The sequence below is a fragment of the Bradyrhizobium sp. sBnM-33 genome, assembly GCF_032917945.1.
Classification (GTDB): domain Bacteria; phylum Pseudomonadota; class Alphaproteobacteria; order Rhizobiales; family Xanthobacteraceae; genus Bradyrhizobium.
On the sequence record NZ_CP136624.1, the window covers coordinates 2,839,526 to 2,864,288 of the forward strand.

At 61.7% G+C, this 24,763-nt stretch carries 19 protein-coding genes and 3 pseudogenes; 18 read left to right on the forward strand and 4 right to left on the reverse strand.

The window, feature by feature from the left end; translation table 11 throughout:
* Window positions 1-143: 143 nt before the first annotated feature.
* A complete protein-coding gene (locus RX328_RS13115) occupies window positions 144-1,658 on the reverse strand; it encodes a GMC oxidoreductase (RefSeq protein WP_213253723.1) in 1,515 nt (504 codons plus the stop codon).
* A gap of 921 nt (window positions 1,659-2,579) precedes the next feature.
* Between RX328_RS13115 and RX328_RS13120 the strand changes: the two genes are divergently transcribed.
* The 7 genes from RX328_RS13120 to RX328_RS13150 all read left to right on the forward strand — a co-directional run bounded on the left by RX328_RS13120 (window position 2,580) and on the right by RX328_RS13150 (window position 10,134).
* Complete coding sequence (locus tag RX328_RS13120) at window positions 2,580-3,536, forward strand: ArdC family protein (RefSeq protein WP_213253724.1); 957 nt, start codon at window positions 2,580-2,582, stop codon at window positions 3,534-3,536.
* Window positions 3,536-4,591 (forward strand): toprim domain-containing protein, encoded by a 1,056-nt coding sequence (locus RX328_RS13125; RefSeq protein WP_213253725.1) that lies wholly within the window; start codon window positions 3,536-3,538, stop codon window positions 4,589-4,591. Before RX328_RS13120 ends, RX328_RS13125 begins: the two co-directional genes overlap by 1 nt.
* 348 nt (window positions 4,592-4,939) lie before the next feature.
* A complete protein-coding gene (locus RX328_RS13130; protein WP_108523143.1) occupies window positions 4,940-5,878 on the forward strand; it encodes a DUF2493 domain-containing protein in 939 nt (312 codons plus the stop codon).
* Between the two features lie 1,182 nt (window positions 5,879-7,060).
* Window positions 7,061-7,378, forward strand: coding sequence for a DUF736 domain-containing protein (locus RX328_RS13135; RefSeq protein WP_057849754.1), 318 nt, complete (start codon window positions 7,061-7,063; stop codon window positions 7,376-7,378).
* 1,225 nt (window positions 7,379-8,603) lie between these two features.
* A complete protein-coding gene (locus RX328_RS13140; protein ID WP_213253726.1) occupies window positions 8,604-9,233 on the forward strand; it encodes a DUF2285 domain-containing protein in 630 nt (209 codons plus the stop codon).
* Window positions 9,234-9,386: 153 nt separating this feature from the next.
* Complete coding sequence (locus RX328_RS13145; protein ID WP_057849756.1) at window positions 9,387-9,605, forward strand: helix-turn-helix domain-containing protein; 219 nt, start codon at window positions 9,387-9,389, stop codon at window positions 9,603-9,605.
* Window positions 9,595-10,134: a S26 family signal peptidase gene (locus tag RX328_RS13150; RefSeq protein ID WP_213253727.1), complete on the forward strand. Its 540-nt coding sequence runs from the start codon at window positions 9,595-9,597 to the stop codon at window positions 10,132-10,134. Before RX328_RS13145 ends, RX328_RS13150 begins: the two co-directional genes overlap by 11 nt.
* A 166-nt stretch (window positions 10,135-10,300) precedes the next feature.
* Here the strand turns inward: RX328_RS13150 and RX328_RS13155 are convergent.
* Both RX328_RS13155 and RX328_RS13160 read right to left on the reverse strand, forming a co-directional pair.
* Window positions 10,301-10,438, reverse strand: a pseudogene (locus RX328_RS13155) (transposase domain-containing protein); the annotation flags it as partial.
* A 113-nt stretch (window positions 10,439-10,551) separates the two neighbouring features.
* Window positions 10,552-10,776: pseudogene (locus RX328_RS13160) on the reverse strand (tyrosine-type recombinase/integrase); the annotation flags it as partial.
* A 53-nt stretch (window positions 10,777-10,829) separates the two neighbouring features.
* Between RX328_RS13160 and RX328_RS13165 the strand changes: the two are divergent.
* A complete protein-coding gene (locus RX328_RS13165; protein WP_249726859.1) occupies window positions 10,830-11,027 on the forward strand; it encodes an integrase in 198 nt (65 codons plus the stop codon).
* Window positions 11,028-11,155: 128 nt separating this feature from the next.
* Here the strand turns inward: RX328_RS13165 and tnpA are convergent, their stop codons facing one another.
* Window positions 11,156-12,040, reverse strand: a complete 885-nt coding sequence (gene tnpA / locus RX328_RS13170) for an IS66 family insertion sequence element accessory protein TnpA (RefSeq protein WP_213253728.1) — start codon at window positions 12,038-12,040, stop codon at window positions 11,156-11,158.
* 286 nt (window positions 12,041-12,326) lie between these two features.
* Here tnpA and rlxS point away from each other — a divergent pair, with 286 nt between their 5' ends.
* From rlxS to trbL, 10 genes and pseudogenes are all read left to right on the forward strand, one after another.
* On the forward strand, window positions 12,327-14,294 hold the full coding sequence (rlxS, locus tag RX328_RS13175; protein ID WP_213253729.1) for a relaxase/mobilization nuclease RlxS: 1,968 nt from the start codon (window positions 12,327-12,329) through the stop codon (window positions 14,292-14,294).
* A gap of 144 nt (window positions 14,295-14,438) precedes the next feature.
* Window positions 14,439-15,585: pseudogene (locus tag RX328_RS43575) on the forward strand (GSU2403 family nucleotidyltransferase fold protein).
* A gap of 379 nt (window positions 15,586-15,964) precedes the next feature.
* Entirely contained in the window at window positions 15,965-17,992 is a 2,028-nt protein-coding gene (locus RX328_RS13190) for a conjugal transfer protein TraG (protein WP_213253730.1), read from the forward strand.
* Between the two features lie 11 nt (window positions 17,993-18,003).
* On the forward strand, window positions 18,004-18,558 hold the full coding sequence (locus RX328_RS13195) for a CopG family transcriptional regulator (RefSeq protein ID WP_145963679.1): 555 nt from the start codon (window positions 18,004-18,006) through the stop codon (window positions 18,556-18,558).
* Window positions 18,551-19,534 carry a P-type conjugative transfer ATPase TrbB gene (gene trbB / locus RX328_RS13200; RefSeq protein WP_213253731.1) on the forward strand — a complete coding sequence of 328 codons (984 nt, stop codon included), beginning with the start codon at window positions 18,551-18,553 and terminating at the stop codon, window positions 19,532-19,534. The genes RX328_RS13195 and trbB overlap by 8 nt, the downstream gene beginning before the upstream one ends.
* A 20-nt stretch (window positions 19,535-19,554) precedes the next feature.
* Window positions 19,555-19,926 carry a TrbC/VirB2 family protein gene (locus RX328_RS13205; RefSeq protein ID WP_249726848.1) on the forward strand — a complete coding sequence of 124 codons (372 nt, stop codon included), beginning with the start codon at window positions 19,555-19,557 and terminating at the stop codon, window positions 19,924-19,926.
* Window positions 19,926-20,183: a VirB3 family type IV secretion system protein gene (locus tag RX328_RS13210; protein ID WP_108519140.1), complete on the forward strand. Its 258-nt coding sequence runs from the start codon at window positions 19,926-19,928 to the stop codon at window positions 20,181-20,183. The genes RX328_RS13205 and RX328_RS13210 overlap by 1 nt, the downstream gene beginning before the upstream one ends.
* Window positions 20,177-22,765, forward strand: a complete 2,589-nt coding sequence (trbE, locus tag RX328_RS13215; protein WP_213253732.1) for a conjugal transfer protein TrbE — start codon at window positions 20,177-20,179, stop codon at window positions 22,763-22,765. The genes RX328_RS13210 and trbE overlap by 7 nt, the downstream gene beginning before the upstream one ends.
* A 49-nt stretch (window positions 22,766-22,814) precedes the next feature.
* A complete protein-coding gene (trbJ, locus tag RX328_RS13220; protein ID WP_108519136.1) occupies window positions 22,815-23,570 on the forward strand; it encodes a P-type conjugative transfer protein TrbJ in 756 nt (251 codons plus the stop codon).
* Window positions 23,571-23,582: 12 nt separating this feature from the next.
* Window positions 23,583-24,761 carry a P-type conjugative transfer protein TrbL gene (gene trbL / locus RX328_RS13225; protein ID WP_213253733.1) on the forward strand — a complete coding sequence of 393 codons (1,179 nt, stop codon included), beginning with the start codon at window positions 23,583-23,585 and terminating at the stop codon, window positions 24,759-24,761.
* Window positions 24,762-24,763: the final 2 nt, after the last annotated feature.

Here is a 24,763-nt window from a genome sequence, read left to right on the forward strand (position 1 = left end):
CCGGTTAAGATCCCATTTCTCCGACGCGGTGATCCGCAGCGCGCGGCGGAGCGCCGTTTTTTGCGCGTCGCTCGCGGCCAAGGTGGCACTGGGCGTGTTCATGGACATGAACGATCTCCGCTTGATTGTCCGCCCATGGTCGGTTAGGCGAGCTGCGTGACTATTCTTCGAGCGATCCGCAGCGCGTTCGCCTGAATAGTGAAGGTCGGGTTAACGCCTCCGGAATACGGAAAGAACCCGCCGTCCGCGACATAGAGATTGTCGACGTCGTGCACCCGACCCCAGCGGTCGACTACAGACTCTGTTGGATCGACCCCTGCTCGACAGCCGCCATGCAGATGCCCGCTACCGGACTGATAGTTGGAATCCTGGTAATCGACTTTTTTCACGCCGGCTTCGGTGAGCAATTCCGACGCGCGTCGGGACAAATAGCCTAATCGGCGTTTGTCCAGCGGATGGGTCCAGTATTCAAGAATGATTTTCTGCAGACCTAGCCGATCTCGACTGTTGGCCAGTCGGACCGTGTTTTTGCGCATGGGCTGATCGGCCGCCAGAAAATGAAGTCGTAGCGCTATATTGCCGTCACAAACCGCCTGCTCGGCAGGACTGGCTTCGTAGATCATTCCGCCCAGCCCGGAGGGCGCCTCGTCGTCGAGGTAGTGATCCGACATTGCAACCGTGGAGAACGGGCCGCCCGGCGACCGCGCGGGCAGCCGGTCCAGCGTGGTGCTGCCGGACACGTAACCACTGATTTTGAACGAGATCCCGCTGCCGACCATGCCAGTGGCGTTGCCGATGCCGTTGGGCGCCGCTGACTGCGCCGACCGTAGCAGCAGGGCGGCAGACTGCACCGCGTTGCCGGTGAGCACCACGCAGCGGGCGCGGACCCGAGCGCGTTGACTGGTGACGGTGTCCAGCCATTCCACCGAGTCTGCGCGGCTCGCGTTGCCCAGGTCGATACGCACGGCCTTGCTGCCCAGGGCGACTGTCAGTGCGCCGGAAGGCAGGGGCACGTCAGTGAACGGGGACCGCGCGTCGGCCCTCGCACCGGTCGGACACAGGTGTTCGTTGCACGGGCCGCAGCAGTGACACGCCGGGCGACCGCCATACGGCAACGAGTTGATAGCCAGCGGGGTGGGGAACGGCAGCCGGCCTAGGCGTCCGCCCGCCTTGGCGATCAATAGGCCCTGTGGGCTGTACTCGTGCGGCGGCAGCACGGCGGGATCGCTGGGCGGTTCGAGCGGGTCCGCGCCGGGGAGCCGGGCCACCCCCATCCGCCGTTCGAGCTCCTCGTAATGGGGGCGTAGTTCGGCGTAGTCGATCGGCCAGACTGGGTCGAGCGCGTCCGCGGCCACATGCGCTCGCGCGTCAAAATCGACGGTCCGATAACGGAAGGCGATCCCGGCGTACAGCGTCATTCCACCGCCGAGCGCCGACACGGTCCAGGGGCGCCCGAACGGCGTCAACGTCCCGGCAGGAGAGGGCACCAAGGCGTCATCGAAACCACTTTGGACAGTCGCCAGTGACGCGCCGGGGGGAAGCGTCCGGCCTTCTTCGAGGACGAGCACCCGGAATCCGTTTCGAGCGATCTCGTGGGCGACTATCGAGCCACTGGCACCACTCCCGACGACGCATACGTCAACGGCTCTGGCCGTCATTGTCTTACCTGGCCGTTCTAGCCGCAACTATCGCGTCCTGTGATATGCTCCCAAAACCGCCGCGTATCGAAGTGCCGCGAACTTCTTTGGCGTTGGTCTGTTCTTTCCTCGGCATCAGCGCTTTTTCTCCGTAAATCCAAGATCCTGTCGTGCCGTTCATGTTCATTGGCCCTTATTGCCCTACGGTGAGATAGAGCAACGGCCGTGCCAGCGCTCCTCACGCGCATTAAGCGCCTGATTGTGCTTTGAAACAGTTCGCGATTCGCAAACGGCGCACGGTGTTTTGAATCTCACAGGTTTGTGTGCCGCTGTCAGAAAGCGGACAAGGATCGAGGGGCTGACGCATCCGGACCTTGCCCCACGGACTTGATCCAGGTTGAAGGCACTTCCTTTTTTTTGGCAATGCGCGCGGCGTCCTGGGAGACTTGCGGTGGACTACCGCCAACTGCTGCAAGAGGATTTCACGGTCCATGCCGCGCTTACAGCAAACTAACTGAGGCCGCCCGTCCATGCTGCCGAGGTCTATAGTCTCGGGGGCTGAGAGCCACAAAAAGTTGACCCTGCGCCGGCAATTAGACAACGCCCGCGCGTGACCGGCGTGTACCCATGCTACGCATTTCGATCGGATCGCAAATTCGCACTTAGAGTCAGAACGCCGCGATACTCGCGCACGATTTCGATGTCAGCAACATAAGCTTCCCCACTTATCGAGTAACCCACTCGCCCGGCATTGACGGAGGCCACACCGGTTTCCATGACCTGGGCTTTGAAGGATGGGACTCTGGATCGCATTCACGGTCGCGACGCACCGAGATGGCCGAGACGAGGAGATATCCAGAGAGCCAAGAGTGGCGGCCTGGATTGCCGTGACGGGTTTATAGCCGCGAGAGAGGCTCGCGGTGCCCGTCGCGGAGAACCGCGATGTCCAGGCACAACCAAGTTTCGCAGAGCAGCCCCAGCCGGACCAATTTTTATGACGAGATCACGAATAGACTCATTGCCGAACTAGAGGTGGGGTGTGTGCCCTGGGTCCAGCCGTGGGGAACGGCCGCGGCGAAGGCGCCGCTTGCCATGCCTCACAATGCAGCAACACATCGGCGATATAGCGGCATTAACATCCTGATCCTCTGGAGCGCTGTGGTCGAGCGGGGCTTCTCCGGCCAGAGCTGGCTCACCTTCCGGCAGGCATTGTCGCTGGGTGGCCACGTCCGCAAAGGAGAGCGAGGAACGACCGTCGTCTATGCTGACCGCTTCGTGCCCGAAGAGGAGAGGAAGCGGGCGATTGAGGCGGCCGACGAAGCCCAAGCGATTAACTTTCTGAAACGTTTTACGGTCTTCAATACCGACCAATGTGACGGGCTGCCAGCCGAGGTGTCGACTATGGCGCCTCTCCCGTTACCTCACATGATCGAGCCGCAAGTCGAAGCGCTGATTAGTGCCAGCGGCATCGATCTTCGAATCGGCGGTAACCGAGCTTTCTATTGTCCTTCTGAGGACTACGTTCAGGTGCCATGTCCGGCTGCCTACTTTGAGCCGATCAATTGGCACCGCACGGCTCTGCACGAGTTGGCTCATGCCAGCGGCCACTCCTCACGGCTCAACCGGGATCTATCCGGAAGTTACGGCACCAAGAAATACGCCTTCGAGGAAATCATCGCGGAGATATCCGCTGCATTCTGCTGTGCTTCGCTCGGCATCGTGCCGACCGTGCGGCATGCGGACTACATTGCTTCGTGGCTTGAGGTGCTCCGCGAAGACAATCGCGCGATCGTCCGCGCCGCTTCGCAGGCCAGCAAAGTCGCGGATTATCTGCTCGCGTTCTTGCCTGATCTCGCTTCGAGCCCGGCGGAACAACCCGCCCACTGCGAGGCCGCCTGATGCTGTTCGACGCTTCCGAACTGGCACACCGCCTCGCGCGCGAGGCCGAGGCGGTGTGCCGCCACTATCTCTCCAATGGTCGGCGCGTGGGGCGCTACTGGCTGGTCGGCGACGTCCGCAACACGCCAGGCCGCTCGATGTTCGTGCGGTTACAGAAATCACAGAAGGGGCCTGCGGGCAAATGGACCGACGCCGCCACGGGCGAACACGGTGATCTCCTCGACATCATCCGCGAAACCTGCGGCCTCATAGAATTCCGCGATGTCGTGGACGAGGCAACGCGCTTCCTTAAGCTGCCTCGGCCGCACCCGGATCTCCCAACGAAGCCCGTCCGTGCAACAGCAAAGGCAGGATCGCCGGAAGCGGCGCGGCGGCTGTTTGCGATATCTCGGCCGATCGACGGAACCCTCGTGGAGGCATATCTGCGCGGACGCGCCATTTTCGAGCTGCACCACGGAGCGAGCCTGCGCTTCCACCCACGCTGCTACTGTCGGCCGGATGAGGACGCGCAGACCGAGATTTGGCCTGCAATGATTGCCCGCGTCACCGATCTCGATGGCCGGATAACAGGCGCGCACCGGACCTGGCTCAATCCTGAGGGCTTTGACCCGATCCGGCTCGGCAAGGCGCCGATCGACACACCACGACGGGCAATGGGCGATCTGCTCGGCAACGCAGTTCGTTTCGGTACGGCGAATGATGTGCTTGTCGCTGGCGAAGGCATCGAAACCATCCTGTCGCTGCGCTACGTACTGCCTACCTTGCCAATGGCCGCCGCACTATCGGCCAATCACCTCGCTGCCATGCTGCTCCCGCCGACGCTGCGTCGCCTCTACATCGTCCGGGATGCGGATGCGGCGGGAGACGCGGCGACGGCCGCCCTCAGGCAGCGCTCGGAGGCTGCTGGTATCGTGGCGATCGCTTTGTCTCCTCGGTTGGGAGATTTTAATGACGATCTCCGCACGTTCGGCATCCACGAGCTTCGAGCGGCCATGCGCATTCAGCTCGCGCCGCAGGACGTTACCCGCTTCTTGGTTATGGCGGAGAAGGGATAAAGCCGGCGTTGCTCGCGCCGTCGTCACGGCAGGTCGATGGTAGGTCCATGGTGCCGAGGAGAGGCGGCGCCCTAGCCTTCTAGTGGGCGATCGGACAGCATTCGGACCGGACCGGCAATGGCTGCGCCCGGCTATTTTCCGCCGGCGGTGTTCACCCCACGAAGAAAGCTTCGCGGGGCCCCGGCCACGCGCCTTTGCTTCGCGAAACAAAATAGCCGGACTTCGCCATCCTCCGCTATTGCTGCGGCCCTTCGCTTCGCTTCGGGTTCTGGTCCGTTCCGCCCGCCGTCAGATGATCGCCACGAAGGCCGCGATGGGCGCGGCCGATCCGGGCAAAGGACCTCGACCATGACATCCGATCGCAACGACCTCGATTTCGAACCAACGCACGGCTCATTCCCGAATGATCACGTCATTAGCGAACTTCAGCTCTTTGGCTACCGTCCTTTCAACGACGAGCCAGACCCGAGGCCGCTTCCCGAAGGCAAGATGATCGCGGGTGCTGTCGCCGATATCTTCGACGCCCTCGTCGCAACCCTAAGCGACACTCGCCTCGAGCCGGATCTCGATGACCTGCTCTGGTCGACGGTCAACCTGTTCCACCGTGCAACAGAGCGCATCGAGCGCGAGCTCGACAGCAACGAGCAAGCGCAGCGGAAGAGCCAGCGTGAGCAGGACGGCTCGGAAATCAGATCGGTGGAACTCGAGCGGCTCACGGCCGAAGGCATCACGCTGGTCGAACGTCGTAACTGCATGGAGCTCTTCCGCGATCAATCCATCGAGAGCTTCCAGGTCCATACCGGCTCGCCCTGGCGTCCTCGCTCTGGATCGCTGGTCAATCATCGCAAGCTTACTGCGGCGATGATCGACTCCAGGGATTTCCTCGCCGCCAAACACCGGGCGGAGACCGAAGTGTTGCTGCCGGCCGGCCCCAAAATTGCCCTGACCGGTGGGCTCGACTTCAACGACCATCATCTGATCTGGGATCGACTTGACAAGGTCCACGCCAAGCATCCTGACATGGTGCTGCTGCATGGCGGCTCGCCAAAAGGCGCCGAACTGATCGCCGCCAAATGGGCGACCAATCGCAAGGTGCCTCAGATTGCTTTCAAGCCAGACTGGACCAAGCACGCCAAGGCCGCACCGTTCAAGCGCAATGACGCGATGCTGGAGATTCTGCCGATCGGCGTCATGGTCTTCCCCGGCACTGGCATCCAGAGCAATCTCGCCGACAAGGCGAAACGGCTCGGCATCCCGGTCTGGAAGTTTGGCGATGGCGGCGCGTGAGCGCCGTCCATGCCGATTTCGAAATCTCTCTGCATAGGGCTAGCGTCGTAACCGACGCAATCGCGCCACCCGAGCACATTCGCCACCTCGAACCGTGGTTAAACAGTGCACCGCACTTCTAACTAGTTCCGGCTTGAGTAACCTCGCGTCCAGGTGGTGGTGGAAGGCGCGAATTGCTCTCGGACTTCCTCAATACCTTCGCATCGGCCTATTCTGCTCCGATCTTTGCTCTCGCTGTAGACGCCCTTCCATTCCTGGTTAGGTTCACTGCCGGCGTGATGGTATTTCATAGTGCGCAGGCACCATCGGCGCTTTGCTCGTCGGCATCGCTGCCGCCGCGCTGATGCTCCTCATCGGTCAGATCACCTTCGCCCTGGCGCCGTCATTCGTCTTGCGCGCCGTCATCGCGGCAGTCTTTGCCATTCCGGCGGCCGTTGCCGGTTATCATGTGATTCTCGGATATCGTACGTTGGGATGCCATCCCCGCTCTGCCGCGAGATCTTTGGCTACATCGGTTCGATCTTCATCGGTGACACGGGAGCGGGCGCGCATGACCGTCTTGGCCGAGCTTGGCCCGCTTCAGTCAGTCAGGGCAGGGCGAACCGAACGTCAATCAGTTCTCGCGGCCAGGACGGTTATAGCCCTTCGGCTCGACGCCCAGGGTTCTCCTCAATCGTTGGGCGCGTCGAGAATGCCAACGACGGGTGTCGCAGCGAGAGGCGGTCTCCTCAGAGTACTACACGGCCATTATGCCCATCATTCGCGACCCTGTGAGTGTCGAGGCGGGCGCTCTCTAACGGCTATTTCGGGGCGGCCGACGCCCGACTTTTCCCGCACGTTGTTTCCTTTCTTCGCCTGAACCTCTCGACCTCTTGTACAGGACGACCGACGTCCGCCGCCCCGTCTCCTTAAGGCTGTTCAGCGCACGGACGCACCTTGCCTCTTGATGGCTTGATCTGGCCGAAGACCGGCTCCGCCTCGATCGTCTGAGCCGCAACGCCGCCGTTAAGACTTTCTTCCCCTGGGCTCACGCCCATTCCTCGCGAGCCAAGAAAGTCTTCCGGCTAGCGTCCTCCGCTACGCTCCGGCCCGCGAGCGGGTGCGTCGCCGATCGTCATTCGGCCTCTCGATCACCATCGAGGCCGCGGTGGTCGCGGGCTCGAAAACTCAAGGAGAAGTGACATGGCTAACATCGGTTCCTTTAAGAAGGTCGGCAACGATTTTCAGGGCGAGATCGTCACCCTGAGCGTGCAGGCGAAGGGCGTCCGCATCGTCGCCGAGCCCAACCGCACAAACGAGAACGCGCCCAGCCACCGCGTCTACGTCGGCCGGGCCGAGATCGGGGCAGCCTGGTCGAAGCGCTCGGAGGAGGGCCGCGACTACCTCTCGCTCAAGCTCGATGATCCTTCGTTCAACGCGCCGATCTATGCGAACCTGTTCGAGGATGAAAACGAAGGTCATGCCCTGCTCTGGTCGCGGCCGCGGAAGAACGGCGACTGAGGTTCTCTCCACCGAGCCCCGCCCGACCCACTCGGGCGGGGCCTTTTAGCCGTGCGACGGAAGCCGTTAATCTTTTGTTTACCTGAACTTAAGGCCAACCGATTCGGCGCGGCGCCTCAATTCGTGCCCCCGAGTTTGCCGCAGCCGAGTCGGTGAAGAGTCAACCTTACGGGCAACAAATATACTGCATCGCGATCGGCGCGACGCCCTATTTCTCGGCCACTATAAACGCGTTCACCGCTTCACGGAGCTGACGATGGCGAGTCCGTTCATGGTGTTTCCCGATCCACAAGCGGTGACGCTTAGCGCACTTGCCTGGCGCAAATGATCATCAGCCTTGCCGCGCTGATGTCGACTGGCGTCCTGCTATCGAAGGTCGTGACGGTGATGAATGGGTTTCATTAAAGGCCTCGGCCAACTCAGGGCAGAGCTGCCGGAAAGGCTGTAAGAATTTGAGGGCCGGACTGCACGGTGCCTAAGGCGCCATGCGGTCCGGCCCAACCATTGATCGGTCCATTCAGACCAAAGCGAGGTCGACGAAACGTTGCCGCAGCCTGCATCTTGCTCGGAACGAGCAGAAGGTCGTCGAAGACTTACTTCTTCATCTTCTTCTTTTTGGCCTTTTTCCCGGTGGTCTTCTTCGCCTTCTTCGCTTTCTTGGCCATATGCCCCTCCGTTAAATCTCAAATGAGATCGCTTACTGCGCAGACCGGAATCGGCCCGCACACGAGAAAGCGTACCATGGAATTTGCAAGATTGACATTGAGACGTCTTGTTCGTGGGCTACCGCGCTCGAGTGTCTGCCGTGGGGTCAGCACGGGGGCGAGAGAAGGGTTCTCGCAACCACGGCCGATTTTCATTATGTGATCCGGCGTTGGGCGATCCGCTAAGACACCAGCAGAAACTTGCGCGGGTATGATCGGGACACTGGCGGACTGATGCAATCGGCGCCCAAAAGTACCCGCTGGGCCGTTCTGTTGCCCCATTTGGCCGAAACGATCAGCACTCCGAAGTGCTTTCTAGCTTGGGGCAGGCCCTGAACCATCCCGACATGTCTTCGCACCGCCGTCCGCGCGATGGCATCGCTCGCCTTGATCCGGCGGGCTATGACCCATGCGACTGGGCGTGGGAGTTCTTGCGCCGGAACAAAGACTATATCGCCGAGTGGCGAGGCTCCGTTCCTCGACGTCTGCCGTACATCAGACTTAGCGATGGGACGTGGCTGTTGCGTCTGCGGCGACGCTTTCCTCGCGCCGAACGATGGGGACTTTATGCCTTTGCCGACCCCGCGCTACGCGCCCGGCAGGCACCGGTGTTCTGGCACGTCGATGCCCTGAAGCGGGTGATCCGCCTCAACGCCCAAATGCGAAATGGCAACGAAAACACGCCGCCGTCCACGCTTGCGGACTTCAAGGTCAATCGAATGGCGGTCATCGGTGTCGACGAAATCCCATTGGTGTTGGTGAAGGGAGCGGGCGTTCATGTCCCCCTCGAAATTCGCGGTCTTCCTGCCCTGACTGCGCCCTTTGCGCCGGTCTTTGAGCTCCATGGCCTCGGCGACCTCTCCGCGCAAATCGAGCTTCTGAAGCGCCTGAAGCGTTTCACCGAGCCTGGCCAGAGGACGATACAAACGCCGCCGTTCGCAAGCGACGAACGTATGCACCACGCCCTGATCGCGCTCGATGAAAGCCTGGAGGGCAAGACCTACCGCCAGATCGCAATCACGATCTTCGGGGAGAAAAAAGTTGCGGAGGAATGGCACGGGCACAGTCAATTCCTGAAGGATCGCACGCGACGGCTTGTTGCCAAGGGAACCGAATTGATGAAGGGCGGCTATCGCGATCTCCTGAGCTAGCCGCTTCTTGTCGCGGCTGCTTGACGAGACTTGCTTTCGCGGGATGGCGAAACAGACCCTGCCGCATTCGCCACTCCCAATTAGGTTGCCAATGTGACGACGCTTCTTCTCACGCCTCGTGCTTGATGAGGTAGGTGACAAGGAGCCTCGGAAATGACGAAGAGTGACGACAAAGAGTCCGATAAGCCGTTTCTCAACACGGTAGAGGCTGCCGCCTGGCTGCGCCTCACCAAGAATACCCTTGAAAAAATGCGGGTGAACGGCAGAGGGCCCGCCTACCGCAAGCACGGACGCTATGTCCGCTACCACATCGAAGACCTCATCGAATATTCGCAAGCCAATAAGCGGAGGTCAACCTCCGATGCTGATTGATCGCGCAAGTCCCTGGCGCCAACTGGCCGTGCTCTCGGCCATGTGCGCCAGCATCATCGCAGTGCTGATTTCCTTCGCGAACGGGATGCCGCTGTTGATCTATAATGCCTCGGGCAGCGCGCCACTCGGCTTCTACTATCTGGAGCAACGGCTGCCCGCGCACGGTGAACTGGCGCTGTTCAGACCGCCGCCGGCTATTGAGCTCCTGATCATCGCGCATGGTGTTTTGCCCGGGCCGGTACCCCTTCTGAAGCAGGTGGCTGCGGCCGGCGGCGATGAAGTGTGCCGCGCCAAAGCACCGATCGAATCGATCTTGGTCAATGGAAAGGTCATTGTAGAGGTGCTTCAGAACGATCGAGGGGGACGGCCCCTGCCAACCTGGGAAGGCTGCTTGCGGCTTGTTGAAGGAGAATTTTTCCTGCTGCAGCCGCACCCTCATTCGTTCGACTCGCGATACTTCGGCCCGGTGCTGCGCTGCGACGTCCTGGGCGTGGCGCATCCGCTCTGGACCTGGAATCCAAATATTTGAAGTTGCCCATGACAGCGATCGTGCGTGTCAGAAAAAGGCGCGCACCTTCCCCGGTATGCCGCTGAGCCTTCGTTCGGGCAGATCGCGAACCTGCGGTCAAGCAAGCTCTTCCATTGAGACCAACGGGTGAACGAGCGAAGGTAAGCGTCCGGAGCTTGCACATCAGTCAGGTCTTGACATGATTTTCTGTTTTCCAGGTCCACGGCAGCAGTTCGTCGAGGCGGTTGATGGGGTGACCATCCACCATTCGCATGAGCACGTTGCACAGGTAAGCGTAGGGTTCGACACCGTTGAGTTTGCAGGTTTATGTCGCCCGCCGAACTATGCCGAACGGGTTTGGTATGGCACGCCGTTGTCACGCTGGCACCGTCGATCGCGTCGACGGCAGCCCCATTCCATTCGGCATAATCTGGTCGTTCAGAGCGCCTCCAGAAAGGCGAGCAGGCGGTCGTTCGGCTGGAAGCGGGTTCGCTTGCCGCGCTCGTACGGCTCGAGCTTCGCCAGGGCAGCTTCCTTGAGGGCGAGGTGGGCGTGCAGGTACGTCTGCGTCGTCTCGACCGATTCATGACCGAGTCACAGCGCGATCACGGAGCAGTCGACGCCGGCTTACAGCAGTTCCATCGCAGCGCTGTGTCGCCTATGTCTTGGTCGATATAGCAGGCATACCTGCGCGATGCACACCCTGTAGGCAACCCGTGCGGAAGGTCTCGCTCTGGCTCGGACACGCCAACCTGCCAAGTACCGAGGTCTACCTGCGCGCGGACCCGACCGAAAAGCTCGAAGCGCTCGCCGCCATGGTGCCGCCGATGCTGAAGCCCGGACGCTTCCGCGCGCCTGACAAGCTGCTCGCCATGCTGAGCACGGTCAAACGCAGGCCGGATTATGCGGAGTAAGATCTACGAGAAAAGCCGCGGCGGCCGCAACATTCCGCCGCGGACTCTGCATAACCGTGCGCTCCGCATAATCCTCATGTCGGTATAGCCCAGCGCCACATGCACCTTTACGCCCGCGGGCACGATCATCATGGCGCGATCTCTCCGCTTTTAACGCGCGCCCGCACGACATCAGGATCGCTGTCGGCGGTAGCAAAGACCTGCCGCCCGTCGGGCGGATCAACAGCCGTCGTTCCGTCAGGCGGTTGCAGAAAGCGCGTGGCTACTATGTCGTCCGCCAGCGCGACGGAAGCGAGCCTTGCACGTTTCTTTTGCGCTACGGCGAACTCCACCCGCCAGCGGAACAGCAGCCCGGTAACGATGCCGTGCTTGCGGACAACGCTGGAGACCGTTGTACCCGGCTGCTCGCTTTCCATTACGATCGCAAGCTTCTGTTCATCGCTGAAGAAGCGCCGGACGGGCGTCGCTGGCGTTTGCGCAGCGTCATTTGCTGCTCCTGTCAAGTGGCTTTCGGAGGCCGATTTCTTAGCACTAGTGCCAACGACGGGGCGGGCGGAGTGGTGAAGATGCGCGCGCCAGTCGATTTCAATCTCGCCGCCGTCCAACCGGTCAAGCCATTTGCGGAGCGCATAGGGCGACAGACACAGCGCAGCAGCGTATTCGCGAACGCCCATTCCGCTCCAGTTCATCGCCTCGACGTGCATAGCCCAGAACGCCTGAACTGCTCGCGATTGCGTGTCGGTGCTCACACTAAAGCGCCGCCGCTGGCGTCGTTTCAGTCCTTTTTCTCGCTCCTCGCGACGCTTCTCGCGGCGCAATTCGGTCTGATATTCCGTAAGCTTGCGTGCAGCCTCCTCCCCAGTGAGCGCGTTGAGCCAGCGCGCGAACGTTCCCTCGTCCAATCGATGCCGACGGCAATACGCGACACGCGAAACGCCGCTGCGCCGCCAGGCCTCGATGTGAATCGACCACCACTCGCGTCTGGCTTTGCTTTGGAAATGTTTTGGACCCACCGGAGATTCTCCAATGCAGCAGAGAACCCGAAATGGAACGAGAACGCACTCTCAGAAAGTCGTGCAAGCTCCGGACGCTTACGAGCGAAGCCGGAGGGCAAGATAAAAGCACTGGCGCCGAGGCGCGCCTAAGTCGTTGTCTGCACATCCTGGATTTGTCGCCAGCCGTAACGGCATTGTCGCCAATGAGACAGCAGCGCCTTGGCGCGATTGACGAAACACGTCTGCGTCTTGCGACTAGACGTGAGAGCACGCACATGCTCCGCCGCGACGGCGGAGAGCGGCGATGTCGGACACCGACGATGAATTCAGGGTCAGGCTCGGGCGGATTGGCAACCGCCGCGGCCGCAAGGCCACAAGCTACGTCAAACGCGTGCGCAAGATCGCCGCGAAAGGTGGCACGGGACGACCGCGCAGACGGGCGGTTTTCATCGGCTCGCGGATCGGCCGCGGCCATGCCAAGGGAGCAGTTTCCGCGAGCCATCGTTCGGCAGGTACGCGCCGCGTGGTCATCAAGGCCCGCATTGTCCGCGCCAAGGCAGGCGACAATGGCGCCGCGAGAGCGCATCTGCGCTACATCCAGCGCGACGGCGTTACCCGTGAGGGCGATCCCGGCGAGTTGTATGATGTTGGCAGCAACCGTGCGGACGGGAAGACGTTCGCGGAACGAGGCGCGGAAGACCGCCACCAGTTCCGGTTCATCGTCGCCCCGGAAGACAGCAACGAGCTTGCCGATCTCAAGCCGTTCGTGCGTGATCTGATGCGGCAGATGGAATCGGACCTCGGCACGAGGTTGGATTGGGTGGCAGTCGATCACTTCAACACCGGCCATCCGCACAGCCACATCGTGGTGCGCGGCAAGGACGATCGGGGCAAGGACCTTGTGATCGCGCGCGACTACATCGCACATGGCATCCGCGCGCGCGCCAGCGAGCTCATCACCCGCGAGTTGGGACCGGAGAGCGAACTGGAGGCAATGCGCAAGCTTGAGAACGAAGTCGGCGCCGAGCGGTTTACCCGACTCGATCGTGCCATCCTGCGTGACCCAACCGAAGGAACCTTGAGGCTTGCCGCCAAACCTGAGCGCCATCCGGAGCGGTACGCCATGCGTATGGGGCGGCTGCGAACGCTGGAGCAGATGGGCCTGGCGCAGGAGACCGCGCCCGGCGTTTGGCGGGTCATGCCGGAGATGGAGCAGGCGCTTCGGCGGATGGGCGAGCGCTGCGATATCATCAAGACGATGCATCGCGATCTGACCGCCGCAGGAATCCACCGTGCCGCCGGTGACCATGTGATCTTCGACGGGCAGGCCGGCGCCGCGCGCGTGATCGGGCGGCTGGTCGCGGAAGGGGTTTCTGACGAGTTGCACGACCGCCGATACGTCATCGTGGACGGGATCGATGGGCGAACGCATTACGCCGATCTTGGAGTCCGGCAGGCTACCGACGAACCCTTGATCCGAAATACGATCGTCGAGGTTCGCGCGCGCGACGTCAGCCCGCGCGACGTTGACCGGACGATCGCGGAGGTCGCTGGCCGCAACCGTGGCGTCTACAGCGCCGAACTGCATCGAGAGTTCGATCCGAAGGCCTCCGGGGAGTACATTCAGGCGCATGTCCGCCGGCTGGAAGCCATGCGGCGGCAAGGCCTGGTCGAGCGCTCCATTAGCGGCGACTGGTCCATTGATGCGGATCATCTTGAACGCGCCGGTCAGTTCGAGGCCGCGCAGCGATCGCGCAACCCGGCGCGGATCACGGTGCTATCCTGGCAGAGCCTCGACGAATTGCCCCGCGCGTCCGGCGCGACCTGGCTCGACAAGCAACTCGTTGCCAGATCGCCGGAGGTGATCTCATCGAGGGGACTGGGGGCGGAATTCGAGGGCGCGCTTCGCTTGCGACGACAGTGGTTGCTGGCGCAAGGCCTTGCGCGCGAGCAGGGCGGACGGATCGCCTACGCGCGCAATCTGCTGCAAACGCTGGAGCGGCGGGAACTAGCCGAGGTCGGCGCGCGCATAACCCGCGATACCGGCCTTGATTACGCCGAGCCCAAACCGGGCGACCGGATCACAGGTATTTATCACCGCATGCTGACGCTCAGCAGCGGGCGGTTCGCGCTGATTGAGCGTACGCGCGACTTCAGCCTCGTGCCGTGGCGACCAGTGCTTGAGCGGGCCAAGGGCCAGGCGGTCACTGGCGTCGTCGGCGGCGAGGGGATCTCGTGGTCGATCGGACAAAAGCGCGTTTTGGGCTTATAGTTCAGCTTAACGTCATAAGTTCCATATAAGCTATTGATATGCCAGTAAGTTATACTAGTTTTATGGATTTAGTATAACTGACTTGTCTTTCGAGTTCCAGCAGTTATACTATTTTTTCTAAAATAGTATAACGGATCATCCGCCATGGCTTCCACCCAACGTCTCGATATCACCTATCAGACGCTCTATTCCGAACTGGTCCAGCGTAGCCTCGACGAGAGCTTTACCTCCGAGTTCTCGGCGAACGGCAGATTCGTGGCCGTCGAGGTCAAGGGCAAGAAGTATTGGTACTTCGACACGCCCAAGCCTGAGGGCGGCGCCCAGAATCGACGCTACGTTGGTCCGGTTGACGATCCCGAAATCACCAAAAGGGTCGAAGCGTTCAAGGATCTGAAGGCCGACCTGAAAGGACGCCGCCGTCTCGTTTCCACACTGACGCGCGAGGCCTATCTGCCGCGTCCTTTGCCGATGACCGGTCAGGTGGTGGAAGCACTGGCCAAGGCCGGCTTCTTCCGCTTGCGGGGAGTGCTCGTCGGCACCGTTGCCTACCAATGTTACTCTGCCGTGCTCGGTACACGCCTTGATGCAGTCGCCATGCAGACCGGCGATGCTGACTTTGCGCAGTTCCACGAAATCTCGGTGGCTATCAAGGATTCCATGCCACCCATCCTGGAGGTGCTTCGACAGGTCGATCAGACCTTTCGCGAGATTCCGAGCCAAGTCGGTCGACGGCAGGGTCTCCACCCAGTTCGTCTCGAGGGAAAACTTCAAGGTGGAATTCCTGACGCCCAATCAGTGGTCCGACGACCAGGCAGGCAAGCCAGTCCCGATGCCGGCGTTGGGCGGCGCGGCGGCACTCCCGCTACGCTTCCTCGACTACCTGATCTACGAAACCATCCGCGCGGTGCTGCTGCACGGCGCCGGCGTGCCAGTTCTCATCCCATCACCGGAGCGATACGCCATCCACAAACTCATTGTCGGATCCCGCCGGAAGGCGGATCGCGACGCAACCGCAAAGAGTTCGAAAGACCGGCTTCAGGCTCGGTCAATCATCGAAGCGATGATCGCGAACCGGCAGCATGCCGATCTTGCTTCTGCCTTTACGGAAGCGTGGGACCGCGGCGATCATTGGAGAGCAGCGATCCGTACCAGCATCGTGACCTACGACTACGGCTTCCAGCATTCGTTCCGGACCGAGCTTGCCAAGGGCGTAACCGAGCTTGGCTCCAACCCTGCCGATTACGATCTTGCAGATAAGCCAACCGATGCCCCTACGCTCCGCCCAAAATGACGCGCGGATTACGGGAACCGCGTACCGGTCCGAGCTGCGATCGATTGATTGAATGGCTCAAAATCTAGGATTGGCTAATAGAATCGGAGGATCGCTGGGTCGTAGAGAACGCCGAGTCGGGATGCCCCGATCGGAATTTCCCAGCAGTCCATCGTCCGCCAGATGGATGCTGGAAGCGTAAGCAAACGTCGTCGCACTGCTCACATTCTATTGAGGTGTTTCCTGACATGCGCTGACATTGGAGCGCGCGTGATTTCTCCAGTTCGCATTTGATCAACGCGGATTTCGTTGCGGAGCACGATTTTTATTTCGATTGAATGTGCATCGTTCTCGTCCTCTTCATCGCCCCGTTCACGTCGCGCTATGAATGGGGCAGAGAATGTTTCCGGCAAAAATCTACGTCGGACAGATCGCCGTCGTCTTCGGCATCGTCGTCACCTCGACGTGGGGCGCGACGCAGTGGACGGCCAGCGCACTCGGCTATCAGGACGGCCTTGGCTCGCCCTGGATAACGCTGTCGGGCTATCCGGTCTATCTGCCATGGCGGCTGTTCGAGTGGTGGTATGCCTACGAAGCGTACGCGCCCGAGATATTCGAGCGCGCTGGCGCCCTGTCGGCCGGTGGAGGAATTGCGGGTGCGCTGTTTGCGGTCATCAATTCGGTGTGGCGCGCCCGGCAAAATCAGCTGGTCACGACCTATGGCTCGGCTCGCTGGGCGACACGTAAGGAAATCGCTGGTGCCGGACTGTTCCGGGGCCAGGGCGTTTTCCTTGGTCGCATCGACGGAGACTATCTCCGCCATGATGGTCCAGAACATGTGATGTGCTTTGCGCCGACGCGCTCGGGCAAGGGCGTCGGTCTGGTGCTGCCGACCTTGCTCTCCTGGACCTCGTCGGCCGTGGTTCACGACATCAAGGGCGAGAACTGGCAACTTACAGCCGGCTGGCGGTCGCGCTTCTCGCATTGTTTGTTGTTCGATCCGACCGACACCCGCAGTGCCCGGTACAATCCGCTGCTTGAGGTGCGGAAGGGCGCTGCCGAAGTCCGGGACGTTCAAAACATCGCCGACATTCTGGTTGATCCAGAAGGAGCGCTTGAACGCCGCACCCATTGGGAGAAGACCAGCCACGCGCTGCTCGTCGGCGTGATCCTTCACGTCCTCTACGCCGAGAAGAACAAGACACTCACCCGCGTCACCGAAATCCTCGCCGATCCCGCCCAATCGTTTGAGAAAACGCTGCGGATCATGTTGGCGACCAACCATCTTGGCACGACGGATTCGCCGAAGGTCCATCCAGTGGTCGCGGCGACCGCGCGGGAACTGCTCAATAAGTCGGAGAATGAACGCTCCGGCGTGTTGTCGACCGCGGTGAGTTTCCTCGGCCTCTACCGGGATCCGACCATCGGCCGCAATACTGAGGCCTGTGACTGGCGGATCGCCGACCTCGTTGCCGACGACAGGCCAGTCACGCTCTACCTCGTGGTGCCGCCTTCCGACATCAGCCGCACCAAGCCGTTAATCAGGCTGATCCTCAATCAGATCGGGCGCCGTCTTACCGAAACGTTGAACGTAAATGACGGAGCGCCGAGGCAACGGCAACTCCTGATGATGTTAGATGAGTTCCCGGCGCTGGGGCGGCTTGATTTCTTCGAAAGCGCGCTGGCGTTCATGGCCGGTTACGGCATCCGCGCCTACCTAATCGCGCAGTCGCTCAATCAGATCGTCAAGGCCTATGGCGAAAACAACGCCATCCTCGACAATTGCCACGTGCGGATTGCGTTCGCCGCCAATGATGAGCGTACAGCCAAACGCATCTCGGATGCACTCGGCACCGCCACGGAACTGCGGGCGCAACGTAACTATGCCGGCCATCGGCTCGCGCCCTGGCTGGGCCACGTCATGGTCAGCCGGCAGGAGACTGCTCGGCCGCTGCTGACGCCGGGCGAGGTGATGCAGCTCCCTCAGGGTGAGGCAATCGTTCTCGTGTCCGGCCTTGCGCCCGTCCGCGCCCAAAAGCTGAGGCACTATGAGGACGCAAACTTCACCGGGCGGCTGCTTCCGACGCCGCGGCTTGATGCCGGCCTTTACGCTGATCGCCCACCCGCGAGAACCCATGATTGGCAGGATCAGCTCAGGCAGGTCGATCTCCGGCTGGCGACGCTTCCGTTCCGCGATCTGATGCAGGACGCCGAGCATGAGGGCGGCCTCAAGCCGCAACTTCCCCTGTTCGACGAGCCTGCGCGTGGCGTCGGGGAGACTTCTTCAGGCGAGGAACGGCTCTTTGAAGACGATTCCGACGCGGCCTCCGATCGTAGCCAGATGCAGCGCGCGGCCAGCGGGACAGCCACGGTTCGCCGCGCCCATGCAGTGACGCGGGACGATGACGATCTGCTTCCAGCTTTTTGATGGACCAAACCATGAAACCGAAACTGTCTGCCTATGTCTCTGATCATGTCGCCAAGCGTCTTGCGCAGGCAGCCAGCCGGCCTGGAACCAACAAGTCGGCAATTGTTGACGCGGCGCTCGACCGCTTTCTCAATCCGGAGCGCGATCAGAGCGGCGATGCAGCCCTGGTTCGCCGCCTCGATCGTATGAGCCGGCAGCTCGACCGGATGGATCGCGATCTTTCGATCACGGCGGAAACCATTGCGCTGTTTGTCCGCTACTACCTCACCATCACGCCGCCATTACCGTCGGGTGACCAGAACGCCGCGCGCGCCTTAGGGCGCGAACGCTTTGAGATGTTCGTGGCCCAGATCGGCAAACGCGTCGCCTCGGGCGGACGGCTCGTCGCCGACGTGATGGAGCGGGTCAGCACGTCCAATCCAGATCTGTTCTTGCGGAATCTGGAGGAGGGCGCGCCGTTGGGTCAGCCGACGGCACGAGACAAAACCGACCCCCGTGCAACCGAAGCAACGGGTGAGCCGCCGGAGCATCCTCCGGAAGGACGAGAGGAGGTCGGCTATGTCTGATCTCCTCTCGCCCGAGACCCGTGAGCGCCGGCGCAACATGCTGCGTACCGCCATGGGTCCTGCCATCGCATTAGCGCTTGATGAGCCGGACGTTGTTGAAGTTCTGGTCAATCCCGACGGCCGGCTCTGGCTCGACCGCCATGGTTCCGGACGAGCCGATACCGGCGTGGTCCTGACGCCCCACGAAGCGGAGCGGATCATCCGTCTGGTCGCAAGCCATGTCCGCGCGGAGGCCAGCGGGTTGTCCCCCATCGTGTCGGCTGAATTGCCCGAGACCGGCGAGCGTTTCGAGGGGCTGTTGCCACCAGTGGCGCTTGCGGCCTGCTTTGCGATCCGCAAGCCCGCAACAACCACGTTCCATTTGTCAGACTATGTCAGAGCGCAGATTGCCTCGCCCGCGATGGCAAAAATCCTCACCGAGGCAGTCGCGGAAGCGCGCAACATCCTGGTGGCGGGCGGGACCGGTTCGGGCAAGACCACGCTTGCCAATGCGCTCCTGGCCGAGGTCGCAGGTCTCGACCAGCGCGTGATCATCATCGAGGACACCCGCGAACTCAGATGCGACGCCAAGGACGCGGTCGCGCTGAGGACCAAGCCCGGCGTCGCAACGCTCGCCGATCTCGTGCGCTCGACCCTTCGGCTGCGCCCCGATCGCATTGTCGTCGGTGAGGTCCGGGGAGGGGAAGCCCTCGACATGCTGAAAGCCTGGAACACCGGCCATCCCGGCGGAATCGCAACCGTACACGCCAACTCCGCGCGTGCGGCGCTCTATCGGATCGAGCAACTGATCCAGGAAGCGGTAACGACCGTTCCCCGCCGGCTGATCGCAGAAGCGATCGATCTCGTCGTCTTCATCAAGGGACGCGGCCCCGGACGCCGCATCGAGACAACTGTTGAGGTCAAAGGCCTCGATCTTTCAGGCGACTACGTCCTGGAGATACCGCCCGGCCTGCCGAACCCCGTCAATCATCCCTGATCAAGACCTGGAGAGAGTTCATGACGTTCAGACTGCAAGTCTCAGCCGCGCGTGGTTGCGTTGGACGGCTTCGCCATGTTGCCCAACCCGTCATCGTCGACTTCGGCGCCGGCGCCATTGTCACGTTACTGACGGCGTCGGCCGCTTGCGCGGCGGGCTCTGGCATGCCGTGGGAGGCGCCGCTCGAGCGCATTCTGGAATCCGTGCAGGGGCCGGTCGCAAAGATTGTCGCTGTCATCATCATCACGGTGACGGGTATCTCGCTCGCCTTTGGCGATACGTCCGGCGGCTTCCGAAAGATGGTCCAGGTCGTGTTCGGCCTGTCCATCGCCTTTGCGGCCAGCTCGTTCTTTCTGTCGTTTTTCTCGTTCGGCGGCGGGGCGCTGATCTGATGCGAAGCTATGGCTTTGAACTTGTTCTTCACCGCTCGCTGACTGAGCCGATTTTGATCGGAGGCGTCCCGCGCGCCGCCGCGATCCTGCTTGGCACGATCTCGGCTGTGCTGGCGCTCGGCTTGAGGCTTTGGCTTGCGGGCCTCGTGCTCTGGATCGTCGGGCATGCGATCGCGGTGTGGCTTGCCAAGCGCGATCCGGCCTTTGTCGAAATCGCGGTGCGCCACACCAAGCACAAGGGATGGCTCGCATGCTGAATCTGCGCGAATTCCGCTCTCACGCACATCGGCTGGCCGACTGGCTGCCCTGGGCTTGTCTGATTGCGCCCGGAATTGTCCTGAACAAGGACGGCAGTTTCCAGCGCACGGTTCGTTACCGTGGTCCAGATCTCGACAGCGCAACCGAAGCGGAACTGATGAGCGCCGCATCCCGCGTCAACAATGTCCTGAAGAGATTCGGGTCAGGCTGGGCGCTGTTCTTCGATGCCACCCGCATACCGGCCCCGGAATACCCGCGGTCGCAATTTCCCGATGCGGTGTCCTGGCTGGTCGACGAGGAGCGACGCGCGTCCTTTGAGGGAACGGTTGACACGGCATGGGATGACCCTTCGCGTCAGGGGGGCCAACATTTTGAGAGCATCTCGCATCTCACACTCATGTATCTGCCGCCGGTCGAGCGAGTCTCAAGGCTGGAAGGCCTATTTCTGGAAAATCCGGGCCATGAAACGGCCGGCTCGAACCCGCTGTCTCGCTTATTTCGGCGACAGCACGCCGTTCGCCCGCAGCACGTGGCCGACCGCACCACGCCGCGACACGATAACACGAGCGACCGTCAACCGCCGCAACGCGCAGCGCGGCCGGGCGCATACCAGGAGCATCTCCAGCGCTTCATTCAGGAAACCGATCGTGCCGTCGATCTGCTCTCGTCCGTTCTGCCGGAAATCGCCCCGCTCGACGACAAGGACACGCTGACCTATCTGCACACTTGCGTCTCGACGAAGCGGCATCCCGTCAGTGTTCCCGAGATTCCGGCCTATCTGGACGCATTCTTAAGCGATGAGCCGCTGACCGGCGGTCTCTCGCCAGCGATCGGCCGCAGCCACCTTCGTATGGTGACCGTACTGGGCTTTCCGGCCGTTACGTTTCCGGGGGTGCTCGATGATTTGAACCGGCTCGGCGTCGCCTATCGATGGGCCACGCGCTTCTTACCGCTCGATCGGACGCAAGCCCAAGCAGCACTTTCCCGCTATCGGCGGCAATGGTTCGCTAAGCGCAAATCCCTGGGCGTTATCCTGAAGGAGGTGATGTTCAACGAGCAGGCAGCCTTGCTCGACACGGATGCGGATAACAAGGCGGTGGACGCGGATGCGGCGCTCCAGGAACTCGGCGATGACCTCGTGGCGTTCGGCTACATCACGACGTCAGTCACGGTTCACGATGAGGATTCCCACGCCGCCGACGAAAAGATTCGCGCGGTGGAACGGGCCATCAACAGCCGCGGCTTCACCACGATCCGGGAGAACGTCAACGCGGTGGAAGCCTGGCTCGGCAGCCTGCCGGGACAGGTCTACGCGAACCTGCGTCAGCCGATCGTCCATACCCTCAACCTCGCCCATATGTGTCCTTTGTCTGCCGTATGGGCAGGCGAGGCGCGCTGCGAACATCTGGATGGACCGCCGCTTCTCTTGGCCAAGACCAAGGGCGCGACGCCGTTTCGCCTGACGCTGCATGTCGGCGATGTCGGTCACAGCCTGATCGTCGGACCAACGGGCGCCGGCAAATCTGTCCTTCTGTTGGTACTGGCTCTTCAATTCCGCCGCTATCAAGGATCCCAGCTTGTGATCTTCGACAAGGGCCGTTCGGCCCGCGCGGCAACGCTTGCACTCGGCGGCGCCTGGTATGAGTTGGGGGTGAAGGGCGGACTTGCGTTCCAGCCACTCCGGGATGTCGACGATGAGGGAGCGCGGCTCTGGGCGCTTGACTGGTTGTGCGGCGTTCTTGCCCATGAACGAGTCCTCATCACGCCCGAGGTCAAGGAGACGATCTGGTCGGCCTTGAAGAGCCTTGGCTCGGCACCGGTCGCGGAACGCACCATGACCGGTCTTGTGGCCTTGCTGGCGCGCGACGCGCTGCGTCAGGCGCTGACGCCCTACACGCTGGAAGGCCCGTACGGACGCTTTCTTGACGCTGACGCGGACAGGCTCTCCAGCGCCGATGTGCTGACGTTCGAGATGGAAGAACTGATGGCGCTGCCGGGACTGGTGGCGCCCGTGCTAACCTACCTGTTTCATGCGCTCGAGGCGCGATTTGACGGCCGTCCAAGGCTTCTGGTTCTGGATGAGGCCTGGTTGTTTTTGGGCGATCCGTTGTTCGCCCATCGCATCCGCGAATGGCTGAAGACGCTCCGCAAGAAGAACGTCGCAGTGGTTTTCGCGACCCAGTCACTCAGTGATATTGCCGACAGCCAGATCGCGCCGGCGATCATTGAGTCCTGCCCAACCCGGATATTCCTGCCAAACCCCCGGGCGCTTGAGCCTGCCCAGTCGGAAACCTACCGCCGTTTCGGTCTTAACGACACGCAAGTGCGCCTGATCGCGGAAGCCTTTCCGAAGCGCGACTATTACCTGCAATCGCGCGCCGGCAACCGCCTGTTCGAGCTTGGTCTCGGTCCAATTGCGCTTGCCTTCGCAGCGGCTTCATCGCCCGAGGATCAGCGCCTGATTGAGGCACTACTCGCCAAATTCGGCCCCAGCCAGTTCGCGGAACGCTACCTCGCCGCCCGAGATCTTCAGTGGGCCGCCAATCTGATCAGCACCTTCGAACACGTCAGGGACGCGTGATTCCACGCGCGTTGCCTGCAATCCTTTCCTCTAATCCGGAGTCCATCTGATGCTGGAAAAGCTGTTCGGCAAAACCGTTCCACGAAAAATACCGACCAGTGTCGTCGCAATCGGACTGGCACTCGTCGTTGCGGTGAATGGGTCGCGACGACTTGGAGCCCAGATCGTCGTGTTCGATCCGTCGAACTACAGTCAGAATATTCTGACCGCCGCGCGGGCATTGGATCAGATCAACAATCAAATCAAGAGCCTCGAAAACGAGGCGCAGATGCTGATCAACGGCGCCAGGAACCTGACGAGCCTGCCAAGCAGCGTTGTTGGCCAACTCACTTCGAAGATAAACGAGATCAACAGCCTGATCGCCCAGGCCAAGGGCATTTCATTCGACGTTCAGAAAACCCAGGGCGACTTTCAGCGGTTTTATCCTCGCCAATATAGCGCAGCAGTGTCCTCAGATCGGATGGTGCAGGACGCGACAGCCCGCTGGGACAACACCTATCAGGCGCTGAAGCAAACGCTGGTGACCCAGGCGACGATTGCTTCCGCGCTCGATCAGGACGGGCAGACGCTCCGTACCCTGATGGCGAATTCTTCGGGCGCCGTCGGGTCACTGCAGGCCCAGCAGTCCGGCAACGAACTATTGGCGCTTCAGGTCAAGCAGTCGCTGCAGGCTCAGGCGCTGGTCGCGACGCAGGCCCGAGCTGAGGCCTTGCGAGCGGTCGAGCAGCAGGCGTCCGCGGAGGCCGGGCGCGAGCGCTTTACCCGTTTCATCGGGGACGGTCGCGCTTACACCGGCGGACGCTAGAGGAGGGGGACCATGGCTGATCTCGCGGTCATCGACCGTTTTACCGAAACATTCTCGCGCTACATCGATTCCGGCTTCGGAATTCTCGGCGGCGACGTTGCGTTTCTGAGCTCAACGCTGGTTGTCATTGATTTGACGCTTGCGGGCCTTGCGTGGAGCCTGCGTGCCGACGATCACATCCTGGTTACGCTTGCCAAGAAGGTGCTCTATGTCGGGGCATTCGCCTTCATCATTGGCAACTTCAAGTCGCTTGCCGGCATCGTCTTCAGTTCGTTCTCAAGCATTGGGCTGAAGGCAAGCGGCGGTTCGCTGAGCGCGGCGGATCTGATGCGGCCGGGCTTCGTGGCCTCGTCGGGGTTCACCGCGGCACATCCGCTGCTCGAGGAAACCGGCCAGTTCTCGGGCTTCGACATACTGACCAACCTGCCCACGATTCTGATCCTGCTGTTTTGCTGGATCGTGATCGTGCTCGCGTTCTTCATCCTCTCGGTCCAACTGTTCGTTACCTTGATCGAGTTCAAGCTGACGACGCTTGCGAGTTTTATTCTGGTACCGTTCGCCCTCTGGGGCAAAACGTCTTTTCTCGCCGAAAAGACGCTCGGCAACGTGGTCGCATCCGGTGTCAAGGTGATGGTGCTTGCGATCATCATCGGCATCGGATCGACCATCTTCGGTGAACTCGCCACGACGCTGACCCGACCGGTCGATATTGTTTCCGCCATGAGCCTGCTGCTTGCCGCGCTCTCCTTGTTTGGGCTCGGTATCTTTGGCCCAGGAATCGCGGCCGGTCTGGTGTCGGGCGCGCCCCAACTTGGCGCCGGTGCTGCCGCGGGCACGGTTGCGGGCGCCGCGGCGGTCGCGATCGGCGGTGGTGCGATGGCGCTCGGCGGCTTGCGGATGGCGGCAGGGTCGGTAGGAACGCTCCGTTCAGCCGCTTCCCTTTCCGGTACACCGACGAGCGGGCCTACCCCTGCGGCAGATGCGGCCGGCGCTCGCCAGAGTTCTCAGCCGGCGGAAGCCGGCAGGCTTGGCGGTGAGGGCTCCGCTTCATCCAGCGGCAGACCGTCGGGTCTGGCCGGCCAGTTCCGTCCGGGACAGCAGATCAAGGATGCGGCGCGCGTCGCCAGCCATACCCTGAAGGAAGGTGACAAAGGTGGACACTCTTCCGGTCCCAAGCTGGGAGAGGACTAAAG